We start from the raw sequence: 14,683 nt of genomic DNA, 5'->3' as shown, positions 1-14,683 counted from the left end.
GTTCCACCTCCCGACGGGATTCGATAGGTCGTGCCGTCCCGAAGATCGGTGAGGCTAACCTAACCTTACCCGTCGAGTCTGAGCCGCAAAAGTGCGGTGGGGCGCGGATCGTATGTGATCCGCGCCCCACCGCACATGCCGCTCACGTGCCTCCCGCGCCCCGGTGACCACCGGAACCGCTACCGGCCCACTACTGGTCCCGGTACATCTCCGCCACCAGAAACGCCAGGTCAAGCGACTGGCTGCGGTTCAGCCGGGGGTCACAGGCTGTCTCGTAGCGCTGGTGCAGGTCGTCGACGAAGATCTCGTCGCCGCCGCCCACGCACTCGGTGACGTCGTCACCGGTGAGCTCCACGTGGATACCGCCCGGATGGGTGCCGAGGCCCTTGTGGACCTCGAAGAAGCCCTTGACCTCGTCGAGCACGTCGTCGAAGCGGCGGGTCTTGTGGCCGGAGGCCGCCTCGTAGGTGTTGCCGTGCATCGGGTCGGTGATCCAGGCGACGGTCGCGCCCGAGGCGGTGACCTTCTCGACCAGCTCGGGCAGTTTGTCGCGGACCTTGTCGGCGCCCATCCGGACGATGAAGGTCAGCCGGCCCGGCTCGCGGTCCGGGTCGAGCCGCTCGATGTACTGCAGCGCGTCCTCGGCCGTGGTCGTCGGGCCCAGCTTGATCCCGATCGGGTTGCGGATCTTCGAGGCGAACTCGATGTGCGCGCCGTCCAGCTGCCGGGTGCGCTCACCGATCCACACCATGTGCCCGGAGACGTCGTACAGGTGCCCGGTGCGGGAGTCGACCCTGGTCAGCGCCGACTCGTAGTCGAGGAGCAGCGCCTCGTGGGAGGCGTAGAACTCGACGGTCTTGAACTCCTCGGGGTCGGCCCCGCAGGCGTTCATGAAGTGCAGCGCCTGGTCGATCTCGCGCGCCAGCTGCTCGTAGCGCTGGCCGGACGGCGAGGTCCGTACGAAGTCCTGGTTCCAGGCGTGCACCTGGCGCAGGTCGGCGTACCCGCCGGTGGTGAAGGCGCGGACCAGGTTGAGCGTGGAGGCGGAGGCGTTGTACATCCGCTTCAGGCGCTCGGGGTCCGGGATCCGGGCCTTCTCGTTGAAGTCGAAGCCGTTGACCGAGTCGCCGCGGTACGTCGGCAGGGTCACGCCGTCGCGGGTCTCGGTGTTCTTGGAGCGCGGCTTCGAGTACTGGCCGGCGATCCGGCCGACCTTCACGACCGGCACGGACGCCGCGTACGTGAGAACGGCACCCATCTGGAGCAGGGTCTTGAGCTTGTTGCGGATGTGGTCGGCTGACACGGCGTCGAAGGCCTCGGCGCAGTCGCCGCCCTGGAGAAGGAACGCCTCGCCCTTGGCGACTGCTCCCAGCCGGGCGCGCAGCTGGTCGCACTCGCCGGCGAAGACGAGCGGCGGATACGACTCGAGGTCCGCGATCACTTCGCGCAGAGCCTTGGCATCGGGGTACTCGGGCTGCTGCGCCGCGGGAAGGTCTCGCCAGGTGTTGCCAGCGCTCGCGCTGGACTTAGCGTTCACGGTCACGGCGTCAACATTACGGGGTCGTGTCGGGCATCCCGCCACATGCTCATCAATTGAGACGGATCGCGCTCGATCGAAGCGCCGCGAACCGGCCACCGTGCGCGGCATCCGCCGCGGGGGCGGTGTGGGGTAGGGTGCGGCGCATGTTCGCGCACTCGACCCAGAACCAGAACTGGTGGTGGACCGCTCATCCGGCGGCCCACTGACTGCGCGTACGCAAGACTTCGCGAAGGCCGCCCGAGGGGCGGCCTTCGGTGTTTTCGCGACCGGGCCCGTCCCTCTCCACCTCTCTCCCTAGAGACGCCGAGAAGGAACACGGACCCATGAACCTGCTCGATCTGCTGGACGATCCCCGACCGTTCGCCCTGCTGCGCCGCCGCACTCCGGGCCACGATCACGACACGGTCGAGCTGCTGCTCGGCCCGGTCACCGGGTACGAGCGGCTGGCCGACATCCCCGAGGGGCTCGCCCTCGTCCCGTACCGCCAGATCCGCGAGCGCGGCTTCGACGTCCACGACGACGGCACTCCCCTGTCGGTACTGACCCCCGAGGAGTCGTACGCGTTCTCGCTGGAGCAGGTGCTGGCGGAGCTGCCCGCGCACGACGTACGCGTCGAGGACGGCGGCTTCGACGTCGCGGACGAGGAGTACGCGCGGATCGTCGGGCGGGTGCTGCGCGAGGAGATCGGGCGGGGCGAGGGCGCGAACTTCGTCATCCGGCGGACGTACGAGGGTGAGATCCCCGGGTTCGGCCGGGCCGACGCGCTGGCGCTCTTCCGGCGGCTGCTGGTGGGCGAGCGGGGCGCGTACTGGACGTTCGTGGTCCACACCGGGGAGCGGACGCTGGTCGGGGCGAGCCCCGAGGTGCATGTGCGGATGTCCGGCGGGACCGTCGTGATGAACCCGATCAGCGGGACGTACCGCTATCCCGCCGAGGGGCCGACCCCGGAGAACCTGCTGGAGTTCCTGTCCGACGGCAAGGAGATCGAGGAGCTCTCCATGGTCGTCGACGAGGAACTCAAGATGATGTGCACGGTCGGCGACATGGGCGGCGTCGTGATCGGGCCGCGGCTCAAGGAGATGGCGCATCTCGCACACACCGAGTACGAGCTGCGGGGCAGGTCGTCGCTGGACGTGCGCGAGGTGCTCAAGGAGACCATGTTCGCCGCGACCGTCACCGGGTCGCCGGTGCAGAACGCCTGCCGGGTGATCGAACGGCACGAGGTCGGCGGACGCGGCTACTACGCGGGAGCCCTCGCCCTCATCGGGCGCGACTCCGGCGGCGCCCAGACCCTCGACTCCCCCATCCTCATCCGGACCGCCGACATCGACGGCGGCGGACGGCTGCGGGTACCGGTGGGCGCGACGCTCGTCCGCGGGTCGGACCCGGCGGGCGAGGTCGCGGAGACCCACGCGAAGGCCGCGGGCGTACTGGCCGCTCTCGGCGTACGCCCCGGGCGGCCGGGCGGGGACGAGGCGCGAGCGAACCTCGCGGACGATCCGCGGGTACGGGCCGCGCTCGACGGGCGGCGGGCCTCGCTGGCGCCGTTCTGGCTGCGGATGCAGGAGCCGTCCACCGAGCTGTCGGGCCACGCGCTCGTCGTGGACGGGGAGGACACCTTCACGGCGATGCTCGCGCATCTGCTGCGCTCGTCCGGTCTCGCGGTGACCGTACGGCGGTACGACGAGGCGGGGCTGCGGGAAGCGGTGCTCGCACACGACGGCCCGCTGGTGCTGGGCCCCGGCCCCGGCGACCCGTCCGACCTGACGGACCCGAAGATGGCGTTCCTGCGCGGCCTCACCGCCGAGGTGCTGCGCGGGCACCGGTACGGCGTCCTGGGTGTGTGCCTGGGCCACGAACTGATCGCGGCGGAGCTGGGCCTGGAGATCGTGCGCAAGGAGATCCCGTACCAGGGCGCTCAGACGGACATCGATCTGTTCGGGCGGACCGAGACCGTCGGTTTCTACAACAGCTTCGTGGCGCGCTGCGACGACGAGGCCGCGCTGGAGCTGGCGGCCCACGGCCTGGAGGTCGCCCGGAGCCAGGGCCAGGAGGTGCACGCGCTGCGCGGGCCGGGCTTCGCCGGTGTGCAGTTCCACCCCGAGTCGGTGCTGACCCTGCGCGGCACGGACGTCGTACGGGACCTACTGGTTCAGGTGCGCGCCGGCGCGGGCACCAGCACGTTCTCGGAGCGGCGGCCCGCCAGGTAGTCGAGGACGTTGCGCACCGTGGTCTCGATGATCTGGCCGACCGCGTCCACGGTGTAGTACGCCTGATGGGAGGTGACGACGACGTTCGGGAACGTGACGAGGCGGGCCAGGGTGTCGTCGTCCACCACTTCGAGGGACTTGTCGAGGAAGAAGAGCCCTGCCTCGGCCTCGTACACGTCGAGGCCGACGCCGGTGAAGCGGCCGGCGCGCAGTTCCGCGACGAGGGCCCGGCTGTCGATGAGGCCGCCGCGGCTGGAGTTCACCAGGACCGCGTCGTCCTTCATCGTGCGCAGGGCGTCGGCGTCGATCAGGTGCTGGGTCTCCGGCAGCAGCGGTACGTGCAGGCTGACGAGGTCGGACTCGGCGAGGAGCCGCTCCTTCGTGACGTACTTCATGCCCAGTTCCACGCAGGCGGGGTTCTCGGCGGCGTCCCAGCCGAGGAGATCCATGCCGAAGCCATGGGCGATCCGGGTGAACGCCTCGCCGATCCTGCCGGTGCCGAGGACGCCGGCGGTACGCCCGTGCAGGTCGCGGCCCATCAGCCCGTCGAGGCGGAAGTCGAAGTCGCGCGTGCGGTTGGAGGCGCGGACGATGCGGCGGTTGACGGCCATGGCGAGGGTCCAGGCGAACTCGGCGACGGAGTGCGGCGAGTAGGACAAGACCCGCGCGACCGTCATGCCGAGGCGTTCGGCGACCTGGAGGTCGATGTTGTTGAAGCCGGTGGAGCGTTGGGCCACCAGGTGGGTGCCGCCGGTGGTGAGTTTTTGCAGGACCCTCGTGCTCAGTTCGCAGTTGACGCTGGTGGAGACGGTCTCGTAGCCGGCGGCGATGGGGGCGGTGTCCTCGTTGAGGAAGACGTCCAGGCAGCGGACGTCGTGGTGTCCCTCTGCCCGGAAGGCCTCTTCGAGGAGGGGCTTCTCGTCGGCCTGGACGCCGAAGGCGAGGATCTCCACGGGGCCCTCCGGGGGTTTGGGGGTGTCTGCCGCTTACCCCGCCGAATATACGAACCCTGGACGATTCCCGCCCCCGCCGCCCCTACCCGTTCCCGTCCCGCATGGGGGCTGCGCCCCCTCGCCCCCTTGTCCTCAAACGCCGGACGGGCTGAAGGATTAGCCTCTCCGGCGTTTGAGGAGCGGGGGTTCGGCGGCAGCGCCCCCGAGTCGGTGACGGGAAGGGTAGGGGCGGCGGGGGCGAGGAGAAGTCAGCCGAAGAAGACTCCGACCTCCGCGTACAGGCGGGGATCCACCGTCTTCAGGCGGGCCGTGGCCTCCGCGATCGGGACGCGCACGATGTCCGTCCCCTGGAGCGCGACCATCTTGCCGAAGTCCCCGTCCCGCACCGCCTCGATCGCGTGCAACCCGAACCGAGTCGCCAGCCACCGGTCGAACGCACTCGGCGTGCCACCCCGCTGCACATGCCCGAGCACGGTCGTCCGCGCCTCCTTACCCGTACGCCGCTCGATCTCCTTCGACAACCACTCCCCCACACCCGACAACCGCACATGCCCGAAGGAGTCCAGCGACCCGTCCTTCAGAACCATGTCGCCGTCCTTGGGCATCGCCCCCTCCGCCACGACCACGATCGGCGCGTACGAGGCCTTGAAACGCGAGGTCACCCAGGCACAGACCTGGTCGACGTCGAAGCGCTGTTCCGGGATGAGGATGACGTTCGCGCCGCCCGCGAGGCCCGAGTGGAGCGCGATCCAGCCCGCGTGCCGCCCCATCACCTCGCACACCAGTACGCGCATGTGCGACTCGGCGGTGGTGTGCAGCCGGTCGATCGCCTCGGTCGCGATCCCGACGGCGGTGTCGAAGCCGAAGGTGTAGTCGGTGGCGGACAGGTCGTTGTCGATGGTCTTCGGGACGCCGACGACCGGCACCCCGTACTCGTCGGTGAGCCGCGCCGCGACCCCCAACGTGTCCTCGCCGCCGATCGCGATCAGGGCGTCCACCTCGCACTTGGCGAGGTTCTCCTTGATCCTGCGGATGCCGTTCTCGGCCTTGAGGGGGTTGGTGCGCGAGGAGCCGAGGATGGTGCCGCCGCGAGGCAGGATGCCCCGCACGGCGGGAATGTCGAGCCGGACGAAGTCGCCTTCCAGCGGACCCCTCCAGCCGTCCCGGAAGCCGGTGAAGTCATAGCCGTACTCCTGCACGCCCTTGCGGACGATGCCCCGGATGACGGCGTTGAGCCCGGGGCAGTCGCCGCCTCCGGTCAGTACTCCGACCCGCATGGAAAGTCCCTTCGCCACGGTTGGCTGACGGAACTCACGCTAATAGTGATCCAGGTCACTCCAGGAGAGGGCGGAAGGTCAATTCCGGTGCAATGTGCGGGAGTTGATCACCTGGCATCACTCGTTGGTGTGTATCGGTGGGTTTACACGTCGTCGAGGCCCCGCTCTATGGCATAGCGCACCAACTCCACGCGGTTGTGCAACTGGAGCTTGCCCAGGGTGTTCTGGACGTGGTTCTGCACGGTGCGGTGGGAGATCACGAGGCGTTCGGCGATCTGCTTGTAGCTCAGGCCCTTGGCCACCAGGCGCAGTACCTCGGTCTCCCGGTCGGTGAGCTGCGGGGCCCGGGGTTCGTCGCCGCCCGAGGCCGGGCCGGGGTCGGAGGCGAGTCTGCGGTACTCGCCGAGGACCAGTCCCGCGAGGCCCGGCGTGAAGACCGGGTCGCCTACGGCCGTGCGGCGCACCGCGTCGATCAGCTCCTCCGTGGAGGCCGACTTGAGGAGGTAGCCGGTGGCGCCCGACTTGACCGCCTCCAGGACGTCGGCGTGCTCGCCGCTCGCGGAGAGGACCAGGACGCGCAGGGCGGGGTTGAGGCCGACGAGTTCCTTGCAGACCTGCACCCCGGGCTTGGCCGGCAGGTTCAGGTCCAGCACCAGGACGTCGGGCCCGACGGCCTGGGCCCGGCGCACCGCCTGCTCGCCGTCGCCCGCGGTCGCGACCACGTCGAACCCCGACTCCGCCAGGTCGCGGGCGACCGCGTCGCGCCACATGGGGTGGTCGTCGACCACCATGACCCTGATCGCGGCCTGCCCCGAAACCTGTGCCTGCTCCTGTGGCTGTGGCCGTTCCTGCGCCTGTGCCTGTCCCTCGGTCATGCCTTCTCCGCCTTCCCCCGTGTGCCCTTCGGCTCCTTCGGCCCCTTTGAGGCCTTGGGTGCCTGCTTCGGTACCTTCAGTTCCACTTCCGTGCCCTGCCCCGGCACCGAGATCAGCTCGGCGGTGCCCCCGATCTCGCGCAGCCGTCCCCGGATCGACAGGGCCACTCCGAGGCGCCCCTCCCCCTCGGCCTGGGCGAGCCGCCCCTCGGGGATGCCGGGGCCGTCGTCCCGTACGGTCACGATCACCTCGTCCGGCTCGTCCTCGACCAGGATCCACGCCCGGGCGTCCTCGCCCGCGTGACGATGGACATTGTCCAGGGCGGCACCGACCGCCGCGGCCAGCTCCCGCGCGGCCCCGCCCGCCAGCGGCACCGGGGTGCCCGGCTCGGAGAACGTCACCTTCGCGGTGGCGTAGGGCGCGAGCAGCGGGCGCAGGTCGCGGGGTGCCGAGTCGTCCTGCGGGTCCGGCTCCTCCACCGCGCGCACGACGGCGCCCTCGGCCTCGTCCTCCGACACCCGTGAGACGGGTACGAGCCCGCCGGAGACCAGGGTGCGCAGCGCGACCTCCTGCTCGCCGGCGAGACGGCCCAGCTCCGCGGCCTCCCCGCCGACCGCGGAGCCGCGCCGCTGCACCATGGCGAGCACCTGGAGGACTCCGTCGTGGATGTCACGGGCGAGCCGCTCGCGTTCGCGGGTCGCCGCCTCGATCTCCAGGGCGCGGGCGAGGGTGCGCTCGGAGGCCCGGGCGACCTCGACGACGTATCCGATGGCGATCGAGGCGACCCAGACCAGCAGCACGTTGTGGAGGGTGTCCTCGCTGAGTGCGCCGCGCTGTACGACGTTGGCGACGCCGACGAGCGCCGAGGCGAAGGCCGCCCAGCGCCAGCCGCCCTTGATGGCGAACGCCAGCACCGCGCCCGCGGTCCAGATGGACGGCAGGGTCGGGCCGCCCGCCACGATCCGGTCGTGGGCGTCCGCGACCGGGGTGAGCAGGATGCCGGTGAGGGCGACGGTCAGATCAGCCGCGAGAAAGGGCTTGGTGCAGCTCTGCGCGTTCGCGACCTTGGGCAGGGTGGCGAAGGTCCAGGCGAAGAGCAGCACGTAGTAGCCGATGGCCACCTCGGGGCGGATGAACTCGTCGTTCTTCGCCACGAAGAGACCGATCGCGTAGAACAGCGTCAGGACGCGGTACGCCGTGAGCGCGCGCCACAGCGGCTGCTCGACCGACATCCTCATGACTCTTTCGCGCTTGGCCATGTCCCCCAGTACCCCATCCCCCGTGGCCGCGTCCAGGTCTACGAGCCGGTCTGCTCCTTCTCGGCCCGTTCCTTCTCGGCCCGCTCCTTCTCGGCCCGCTCCTGGTCCGCCGCCTGGCGCACCCGGTCCGCTTCCTTCTGGGCTTCCTTGTGCGCCTGCTTCTGCGCCTTCGCCGCCTCCGCGATCTGCCGCTTGGCGGCCGTCGCGTAGATGTCGACGTACTCCTGTCCGGAGAGCCTCATGATTTCGTACATGACCTCGTCGGTCACCGCGCGCAGGACGAAACGGTCGTGCTCCATGCCGGCGTAGCGGCTGAAGTCCAGCGGTTCGCCGATACGGATGCCCGGGCGCATCAGCTTGGGCATCACCTTGCCGGGCGGCTGGATCTTCTCGGTGTCGATCATGGCGACCGGGATCACGGGCGCCCCGGTGGCCAGCGCCACGCGCGCGAGTCCGCCGGGCTTGCCCCGGTAGAGGCGGCCGTCGGGCGACCGGGTGCCCTCCGGGTAGATGCCGAACAGCTCGCCGCGCTCAAGGACGTCGACACCGCTCTTGATCGCCGCCTCGCCCGCGCCCCTGCCACCGGAACGGTCCACCGGGAGCTGGCCGACGCCCTTGAAGAAGGCGGCCGTCATCCTGCCCTTGACGCCGGGCGTGGTGAAGTACTCCGCCTTCGCGATGAAGGTGACCTTGCGGTCGAGGACCGCGGGGAGGAAGAACGAGTCCGAGAACGACAGGTGGTTGCTCGCCAGGATGGCCGGGCCCTCGGCGGGAATGTTCCTGAGGCCTTCCACCCAGGGCCTGAAGGCGAGCTTCAGGGGCCCTCCGATGGAAAACTTCATTGCGCCGTAGATCACCCGAGTGCCTCCTGTGTATGTCGATCAGACCTTAACCCGGAGCACCGTCAATGGGCCCGACGGCCCTGGTCGGTGTCAGTGCCGTCGCGTACGGTGAAGTACGCCTCGAAGCTTCGGGGTGATCGTCGCGTCGCCCTTGAACGAACAGGAGACCGAAGGTGCCGGTCCTTCCCGGAGCTGAGCCGTTCCACCACGAGGGGGGAGAGGTCGGGGTCCTCCTCTGCCACGGCTTCACCGGTTCCCCGCAGTCGCTGCGCCCGTGGGCGGAGTACCTCGCCGAGCGCGGTCTCACCGTCTCGCTGCCGCTGCTGCCCGGACACGGCACACGCTGGGAGGACATGCAGCTCACGGGCTGGCAGGACTGGTACGCGGAGGTGGACCGCGAACTGCGCGCCCTGCGCGAGCGCTGCTCCCACGTCTTCGTCTTCGGCCTCTCCATGGGAGGCGCGCTCACCCTGCGGCTCGCCGCCAAGCACGGCGACGAGGTCAGCGGCATAGTGGTCGTCAACCCGGCGAACAAGGTGCACGGTCTCGCGGCGTACGCGCTGCCGTTGCTCCGCCACTTCGTCAGGACGGTGCCGGGCATCACCAGCGACATCGCCAAGGACGGCGGGATCGAGATCGGCTACGACAAGGTGCCCCTGCACGCGGCCCACTCGATGCGTAACTTCTACCGGCTGCTCGACGGCGAGCTTCCGCAGGTGACCCAGCCGATGCTGCTCCTGCACAGCCCGCAGGACCATGTCGTGCCGCCCGCCGACTCGGCCCGCGTCCTCAGCCGGGTGTCGTCCGTGGATGTCACGGAGATACTTCTGGAACAGAGCTACCACGTCGCGACGTTGGACCACGACGCGGACCGGATCTTCGAGGAGAGCTTCGCCTTCGTCTCCCGGCTCGCACCCGGTGCCGGCAAGGAGGCCGGCGCGGGTCAGGCGAGTCAGCAGGAAGGGACGGCCACTGGTGGCTGAGCACGACGCGGACCGCGAGCCCGACGAGAAGGACGCACCGCCCGGCGGGGAACAGGGCCCGTCGTTCGACGAGACGGCGGCGTGGGAGGCGATCGTGGCCGGGTACGGCGACGAGCCGCCGGACCCGCCCGGCGCCAAGCCCTTCAAGTCGGTGGAGGACCTGGCGCTCCTGGAGCCCGAGACGAACGACGCCGGCGGCGGCCCGGGCGGCTCCGGCGGCAGCTCGGCGACGCCCAAGGGCGCCAAGGGCAAGCAGAGCGGTACGGACGGTACGGGTTCGGAGGGTGACTCCGAGGCCGATGCGAAGGCCGGCTCGAAGGACGAGCCCGGCGCCGGGAAGCCGCTCGGCAGTTCGGTGGCGTTCGCGCCCGGTGTCGCCGGGCCGCGTGACTTCACGGCGCCCGAACCGGCCGAGGAGGACTTCGACGAGGACGACGAGGGCCACTTCGTGCCGCCGGAGCCGCCCCCGCTGCCCGCCGCGGACGCCACGGCCAAGTTCGCCTGGCTGGGCGTGATCGGCGGCCCCGTGCTGCTGCTTCTCGCGGTACTGCTCGGGTGGGAGATGACGTGGTACCTCGCCACGCTGGGCATCGGCGGCTTCCTCGGCGGGTTCGCCACGCTGGTGGGGCGGATGCGCAGCGACGAGGAGGACGAGGACGATCCGGGGCGCGGCGCGGTCGTCTGACTCCTACTGACTGACTGACGGCTGACGGCTGACGGCTGACGGCGTTATCGGGTGGCCGGGATTCTGAGGGCGGCCAGGACCGGGAGGTGGTCCGTGGCGGCCCTCAGGTCCGCCTCGGTCACTCCGGGCTGGTCGAGTGGCACGCCACAGCCCAGGACCTCGACCCCCGCGGTGGCGAAGAGCGCGTCGATGCGCTGATGGGGATCGCCGGGGGTGGAGGTGTGTTCCCCGCCCCAGGGGGCCACCGCCCAGCCGTCCTGGAGCGCTGCGGCGAGGCGTTTGAACGTCCGGCCGTTGGGGCGCTCGTTGAGGTCGCCGCCCGCGACGGCGTGCGGGGTGTCCAGGGCGGCGAGGTTGTCCAGGAGCATGTCGCCCTGCTTCTGCCGCTCGTCCTTCTGGAGGGAGAGGTGGCAGCTCAGTACGCCGACGCGGGGGCCGTTCGCCCCTCCGAACCGTACGACGGCGGTCGCGAAGCCGCGGCGGTGCAGGCCGGGGGTGAGGGGGAGCAGTACGTCCTCGGTGTGTTCGACCGTGGCGCGCAGGGAGCAGAGGAGGGCGGGGCCGGACGCGGTGGCTCCGCCGGAGAGGACGACCTGTCCTGAGGCGGCTGCCAGGCGGGCCAGCTTCTTGCGCCAGCGGAAGAAGCGGGGGGCTTCCTGGAGGAGGACCAGGTCCGGTTCGCAGGCGGCGATCACTCGGGCGAGTGCGGTGGTGTCGTCCCGCATGGAGCGGATGTTGTAGCTGAGGACCCGGATGACGGCCGAGCCGTCTCCCTCTGTCCGGGAGGGGGGCAGCAGCGGACTGGCGGTGGGGCTGGTCGGCATGCGCATCAAGATATCGGCCCGGGGGCCGAGCCAAGTTCTTTGACCGCACCCGAGCGGCACGTGATCGCGCCGTTCCCCGCGCCCCTGAAAACCCGGCCTCCCGCCTACCCATCGACCGCGCCCCAGTGACGGTTGCCCGCGCCGTTCCCCGCGCCCTGGGAACGGGGCTACGCCCCTGCTTCCAGGCGAGCCGCTGGCTTTCAGGGGCGCGGGGAACTGCGCGGCACGCACCCACCGGGCCGCCATCGATGGGCCGGGGGCAAGCGCTGTTTTCCGTTTTTAGGGGCGCGGGGAACTGCGCAGTCTTTTGGGGTGGCGCCCGCCGGGGCGCAGACGGCGTGGCGGCGGCTCTCGCCGGGCCTCAGGCACCGACCACAGACGCCCGCCCGCCCCGGAGGGCTCGGCGGGCGTCGGTGGAGGGGGTACGGTCATTACATGATCGGGTCGGGCTCCCGGGCCAGGTCGGCCGCTCCTACCAGGCCCGCCTCGTTGCCCAGTTGCGCGGCGATCACGTCGGCGACGGGACGCCAGTTCCCGCCCACCAGCCACCGCTTGTACGACTTGCGGATCGGGTCGAGCACCAGCTCGCCCTCGTCCGACAGCCCCCCGCCGACGATGAACGCGGAGGGGTCGAAGAGCGAGGCCAGGTCGGCGAGCCCGGCACCGGCCCAGCGGGCCAGCTCACGGTAGGAGTCCACGGCCACCGGGTCCCCCTGCCGCGCCGCCATCGAGATGTGCTTGCCCTCGATGCCGTCGGGCGACCCGTCACCCAGCGACAGCAGGATGTCCGCGTTCTCGGGGGTCGCGTTGGCTCGCTGCTTCGCGTACCGGACGAGCGCGCGCCCGGACGCGTACTGCTCCCAGCAGCCCTGGGAGCCGCAGCCGCACAGCAGCCCGTCCGGGACCATCCGGATGTGCCCGAACTCGGCGGCAACCCCGAAGTGCCCGCGCCGCAGCTTGTTGCCGATGATGATGCCACCGCCGAGCCCGGTGCCCAGCGTGATGCAGATGACGTTGCGGTGGCCCTTGCCCGCGCCGAACTTGTACTCGCCCCAGGCCGCGGCGTTCGCGTCGTTCTCGACCACGACCGGCAGGCCCACCCGGGCCTCCACCGCTTCCTTCAGGGGCTCCTGCCGCCAGTCGATGTTCGGCGCGAAATAGACCGTCGACCGCTGCCGGTTGACGTATCCGGCGGCACCGATGCCCACGCCGACGATCTCGTGCCCGGCCCTGGCACCTTCGACGGCCGCGGCGATCGCGTCCACGATCGCCTGCGGCGTCGTGGGAGTCGGCACCTTGAAGGTCGAGAGGATGTTGCCTTCCTCGTCGACCACCCCGGCCGCGATCTTCGTGCCGCCGATGTCGACGCCGATGGTGAGTCCCATGAATCCCTCAGTTTCGGTCGAGCCCCGCTATGGCCAACCGTACCCGAGCGACTTCAGTCGAGGTCGATGTGTTCACCGCTACCGGTGCCCTCGTCCCGGGGGCGCGCGGCGGTGTCGCGGGCGGTCCAGCGCCGTTCCTGTGCCTCGACGGCGGAGCGGTACGCGGCGAGCAGCTCGGAACCGGCGCTCGCCAGGTGGTCGAACACGTCGGGGTTGCGCTCGATGACGGGCTCGACGGCGGCCTTGGCCTGCTGCACGACCTGGTTCACCATCTGCTGTGCGGCGCCGCCCGCGACGGCGCCGAGCAGGGGTGGCTGCAGTCCGGACAGCTTGTCGGCGACGGCGTCGACGAGTTTGCGCAGTTCCTCGGCGGCCGAGCCGGGCGGCGGGCCGGACCGGGTGCGGCGGCGGGCCTTCTCGGCGGCCAGGTCCTCGGCGCACGCCTTCGCCCAGGCGTCGTCGTCGGTCGTGCGGACCTCGTCGCGCTCCCCGCCGTGCACCGTGCCGTCGTCGTGCACCGGGTCGAGCGCGTCCTCCCCCGCGTCGGACATGGGGCGCTCATCGCTCATGGCGGACTCCAAGCATCGGCTCTGTGTCTGTCGACGTTACCCGAACGGGGTAGGCCGTTCACCGTGTCCGTGGCCACAGATCCGGGTCGGGCGCGAACCGGACACGCAGTTCGCCCTCGCGCAGGGAGGCGCCGTCCACCGCGCAGCGGCGCAGGGCGGACGGCAGCGCGACGATCCGGCGGAACTGCCCGACGGTGACGACGAGTTCGTCCCCGCGGCGTACGAGGTCCAGCTCCTCGCGTATCGCGCCGGGCAGCGGGATGTGCCAGACCAGTACGCCGTCGTCGGCGAGCCGGTCGACGACGGGCCAGGCGGGCGGACCGGAGTCGTCGCCGGCGGCGGTCCCCGGGAGGGGCACGGGCAGCAGGGCCAGGTCCTCGGCGCCGCGCGGGTCGCGGCCGAGGTGGGCGACCTCGTGCACATCGCACGTCCTGCCCCACTCGTCACGCCACTCGTCGAGGGACTTGCGCTGCTGGGCGGCGAGGGCGGCCAGCCAGGTGTCGGGGGACGCGTCGGGCAGGACGCGGTTGCCGATCAGGGCGTCGGTGCGCAGACCGCGCAGGGCGAGACCGGTGACGGCGGAACGTACGGCGTCGGCGCCCGCGGGTCCCGGCTCGGCGACCAGCCGTACCGTCGTGGCCGGGTCCTCGACGGCCCGCTGGACCGCGGCGAGTTCGACGTCCCAGCGGGCGGCCGTCTCGTACAGCCGGTCCGTGGGCATGGGGACGCCGGCCAGGCGGCCGAGTACGGGGCGCAGGGCGCGGGCCGCCTGGCGTTCCGCGGGCAGCAGGCGGCGCAGGTAGCGGCGCAGTTGTTCGGGGAGGGCCAGCAGGGCGAGTGCCTGGGGGGCCGGCGGCAGGTCGACGACCAGCAGGTCGAAGGTGTCCGCGGCGGCCGCGTCGCGCAGGGCGCGGAGCAGGGTGAGTTCCTCCGCGCCGGGCAGCGGGGTGAGCTCCTCGGCGTCCAGACGGGCCGAGCCCAGCAGGTCGAGGGCGGTGGAGGCCTGTTCCTGGAGGGCCAGGAGGTCCGCCCGGAAGCGCTCGCCCGCGTCCGGCCGCCAGGCGGTGAGCCCGGGGGCGGTCTCGGCGGGTGCGGAACCGGTGGGGGCGCCGAGGGCGGCACCGAGGGTGTCGGTGCGGTCCGCGGAGAGCACCAGGGTGCGGGTGCCCCGGCGGGCGGCCTCCAGAGCGGTGGCCGCGGCGACGGTGGTGCGGCCGGAGCCGCCGGGGCCGGTGATCAGGATCGTGCGCATGGAGGTGAACGGTACGGGGTGCGCGGGCG

Annotated in this window: 14 protein-coding genes; 4 read left to right on the top strand and 10 right to left on the bottom strand. The window is 71.2% G+C overall.

The features are described from left to right. Positions 1 to 190: 190 nt before the first annotated feature. The gene (locus IE278_RS36220; RefSeq protein ID WP_189778991.1) at positions 191 to 1,543 is read right to left on the bottom strand and encodes a class II 3-deoxy-7-phosphoheptulonate synthase; all 1,353 of its coding nucleotides are present in this window, start codon (positions 1,541 to 1,543) and stop codon (positions 191 to 193) included. Positions 1,544 to 1,683: 140 nt separating this feature from the next. Here IE278_RS36220 and IE278_RS43310 point away from each other — a divergent pair, with 140 nt between their 5' ends. After that, complete coding sequence (locus tag IE278_RS43310) at positions 1,684 to 1,746, top strand: trp operon leader peptide (RefSeq protein ID WP_152788727.1); 63 nt, start codon at positions 1,684 to 1,686, stop codon at positions 1,744 to 1,746. Positions 1,747 to 1,863: 117 nt separating this feature from the next. Then, complete coding sequence (locus tag IE278_RS36210) at positions 1,864 to 3,750, top strand: anthranilate synthase family protein (RefSeq protein WP_189778987.1); 1,887 nt, start codon at positions 1,864 to 1,866, stop codon at positions 3,748 to 3,750. Here IE278_RS36210 and IE278_RS36205 read toward each other — a convergent pair. The 5 genes from IE278_RS36205 to IE278_RS36185 all read right to left on the bottom strand — a co-directional run bounded on the left by IE278_RS36205 (position 3,693) and on the right by IE278_RS36185 (position 8,956). Next, complete coding sequence (locus tag IE278_RS36205; RefSeq protein ID WP_189778985.1) at positions 3,693 to 4,703, bottom strand: 2-hydroxyacid dehydrogenase; 1,011 nt, start codon at positions 4,701 to 4,703, stop codon at positions 3,693 to 3,695. The genes IE278_RS36210 and IE278_RS36205 overlap by 58 nt on opposite strands. Before the next feature lie 248 nt (positions 4,704 to 4,951). Further along, positions 4,952 to 5,980: a 6-phosphofructokinase gene (locus tag IE278_RS36200; protein WP_189778983.1), complete on the bottom strand. Its 1,029-nt coding sequence runs from the start codon at positions 5,978 to 5,980 to the stop codon at positions 4,952 to 4,954. Between the two features lie 143 nt (positions 5,981 to 6,123). Then, a complete protein-coding gene (locus IE278_RS36195) occupies positions 6,124 to 6,771 on the bottom strand; it encodes a response regulator (protein ID WP_189779061.1) in 648 nt (215 codons plus the stop codon). Positions 6,772 to 6,851: 80 nt separating this feature from the next. Then, on the bottom strand, positions 6,852 to 8,114 hold the full coding sequence (gene macS, locus IE278_RS36190; protein WP_189778981.1) for a MacS family sensor histidine kinase: 1,263 nt from the start codon (positions 8,112 to 8,114) through the stop codon (positions 6,852 to 6,854). A 38-nt stretch (positions 8,115 to 8,152) separates the two neighbouring features. Next, positions 8,153 to 8,956, bottom strand: a complete 804-nt coding sequence (locus IE278_RS36185) for a lysophospholipid acyltransferase family protein (protein ID WP_189778979.1) — start codon at positions 8,954 to 8,956, stop codon at positions 8,153 to 8,155. 173 nt (positions 8,957 to 9,129) lie between these two features. On the opposite strand from IE278_RS36185, the gene IE278_RS36180 reads away from it, so the two are divergent. Together IE278_RS36180 and IE278_RS36175 are read left to right on the top strand one after the other, a co-directional pair. Continuing rightward, complete coding sequence (locus IE278_RS36180; RefSeq protein ID WP_189778977.1) at positions 9,130 to 9,939, top strand: alpha/beta hydrolase; 810 nt, start codon at positions 9,130 to 9,132, stop codon at positions 9,937 to 9,939. Next, positions 9,932 to 10,624 carry a hypothetical protein gene (locus IE278_RS36175; protein ID WP_189778974.1) on the top strand — a complete coding sequence of 231 codons (693 nt, stop codon included), beginning with the start codon at positions 9,932 to 9,934 and terminating at the stop codon, positions 10,622 to 10,624. The genes IE278_RS36180 and IE278_RS36175 overlap by 8 nt, the downstream gene beginning before the upstream one ends. A 44-nt stretch (positions 10,625 to 10,668) precedes the next feature. Here IE278_RS36175 and IE278_RS36170 read toward each other — a convergent pair whose 3' ends face one another. The 4 genes from IE278_RS36170 to IE278_RS36155 all read right to left on the bottom strand — a co-directional run bounded on the left by IE278_RS36170 (position 10,669) and on the right by IE278_RS36155 (position 14,654). Further along, a complete protein-coding gene (locus tag IE278_RS36170; RefSeq protein ID WP_189778972.1) occupies positions 10,669 to 11,448 on the bottom strand; it encodes an endonuclease/exonuclease/phosphatase family protein in 780 nt (259 codons plus the stop codon). A gap of 431 nt (positions 11,449 to 11,879) precedes the next feature. Continuing rightward, positions 11,880 to 12,833 (bottom strand): ROK family glucokinase, encoded by a 954-nt coding sequence (locus IE278_RS36165; protein ID WP_107017445.1) that lies wholly within the window; start codon positions 12,831 to 12,833, stop codon positions 11,880 to 11,882. Positions 12,834 to 12,886: 53 nt separating this feature from the next. Further along, positions 12,887 to 13,402: a DUF5304 domain-containing protein gene (locus IE278_RS36160; protein WP_189778970.1), complete on the bottom strand. Its 516-nt coding sequence runs from the start codon at positions 13,400 to 13,402 to the stop codon at positions 12,887 to 12,889. Positions 13,403 to 13,460: 58 nt separating this feature from the next. After that, positions 13,461 to 14,654 (bottom strand): ArsA family ATPase, encoded by a 1,194-nt coding sequence (locus IE278_RS36155; RefSeq protein WP_189778968.1) that lies wholly within the window; start codon positions 14,652 to 14,654, stop codon positions 13,461 to 13,463. Positions 14,655 to 14,683 lie beyond the last annotated feature (29 nt).

Source organism: Streptomyces tauricus, from assembly GCF_014650955.1.
GTDB classification, from domain to species: Bacteria; Actinomycetota; Actinomycetes; order Streptomycetales; family Streptomycetaceae; genus Streptomyces; species Streptomyces tauricus.
The sequence above is the reverse complement of the archived record's forward strand: the minus strand, read 5'-3'. Positions and strand labels throughout refer to the sequence as shown.

Excerpts from the sequence above, each read along its gene's own strand:
- macS (WP_189778981.1), bottom strand. The coding sequence starts at position 8,114 with ATGGCCAAGCGCGAAAGAGTCATGAGGATGTCGGTCGAGCAGCCGCTG.
- IE278_RS36155 (WP_189778968.1), bottom strand. The coding sequence starts at position 14,654 with ATGCGCACGATCCTGATCACCGGCCCCGGCGGCTCCGGCCGCACCACC.
- IE278_RS36210 (WP_189778987.1), top strand. The coding sequence starts at position 1,864 with ATGAACCTGCTCGATCTGCTGGACGATCCCCGACCGTTCGCCCTGCTG.
- IE278_RS36165 (WP_107017445.1), bottom strand. The coding sequence starts at position 12,833 with ATGGGACTCACCATCGGCGTCGACATCGGCGGCACGAAGATCGCGGCC.
- IE278_RS36200 (WP_189778983.1), bottom strand. The coding sequence starts at position 5,980 with ATGCGGGTCGGAGTACTGACCGGAGGCGGCGACTGCCCCGGGCTCAAC.
- IE278_RS36160 (WP_189778970.1), bottom strand. The coding sequence starts at position 13,402 with ATGAGCGATGAGCGCCCCATGTCCGACGCGGGGGAGGACGCGCTCGAC.
- IE278_RS36185 (WP_189778979.1), bottom strand. The coding sequence starts at position 8,956 with ATGAAGTTTTCCATCGGAGGGCCCCTGAAGCTCGCCTTCAGGCCCTGG.
- IE278_RS36170 (WP_189778972.1), bottom strand. The coding sequence starts at position 11,448 with ATGCCGACCAGCCCCACCGCCAGTCCGCTGCTGCCCCCCTCCCGGACA.
- IE278_RS36195 (WP_189779061.1), bottom strand. The coding sequence starts at position 6,771 with ATGGTGGTCGACGACCACCCCATGTGGCGCGACGCGGTCGCCCGCGAC.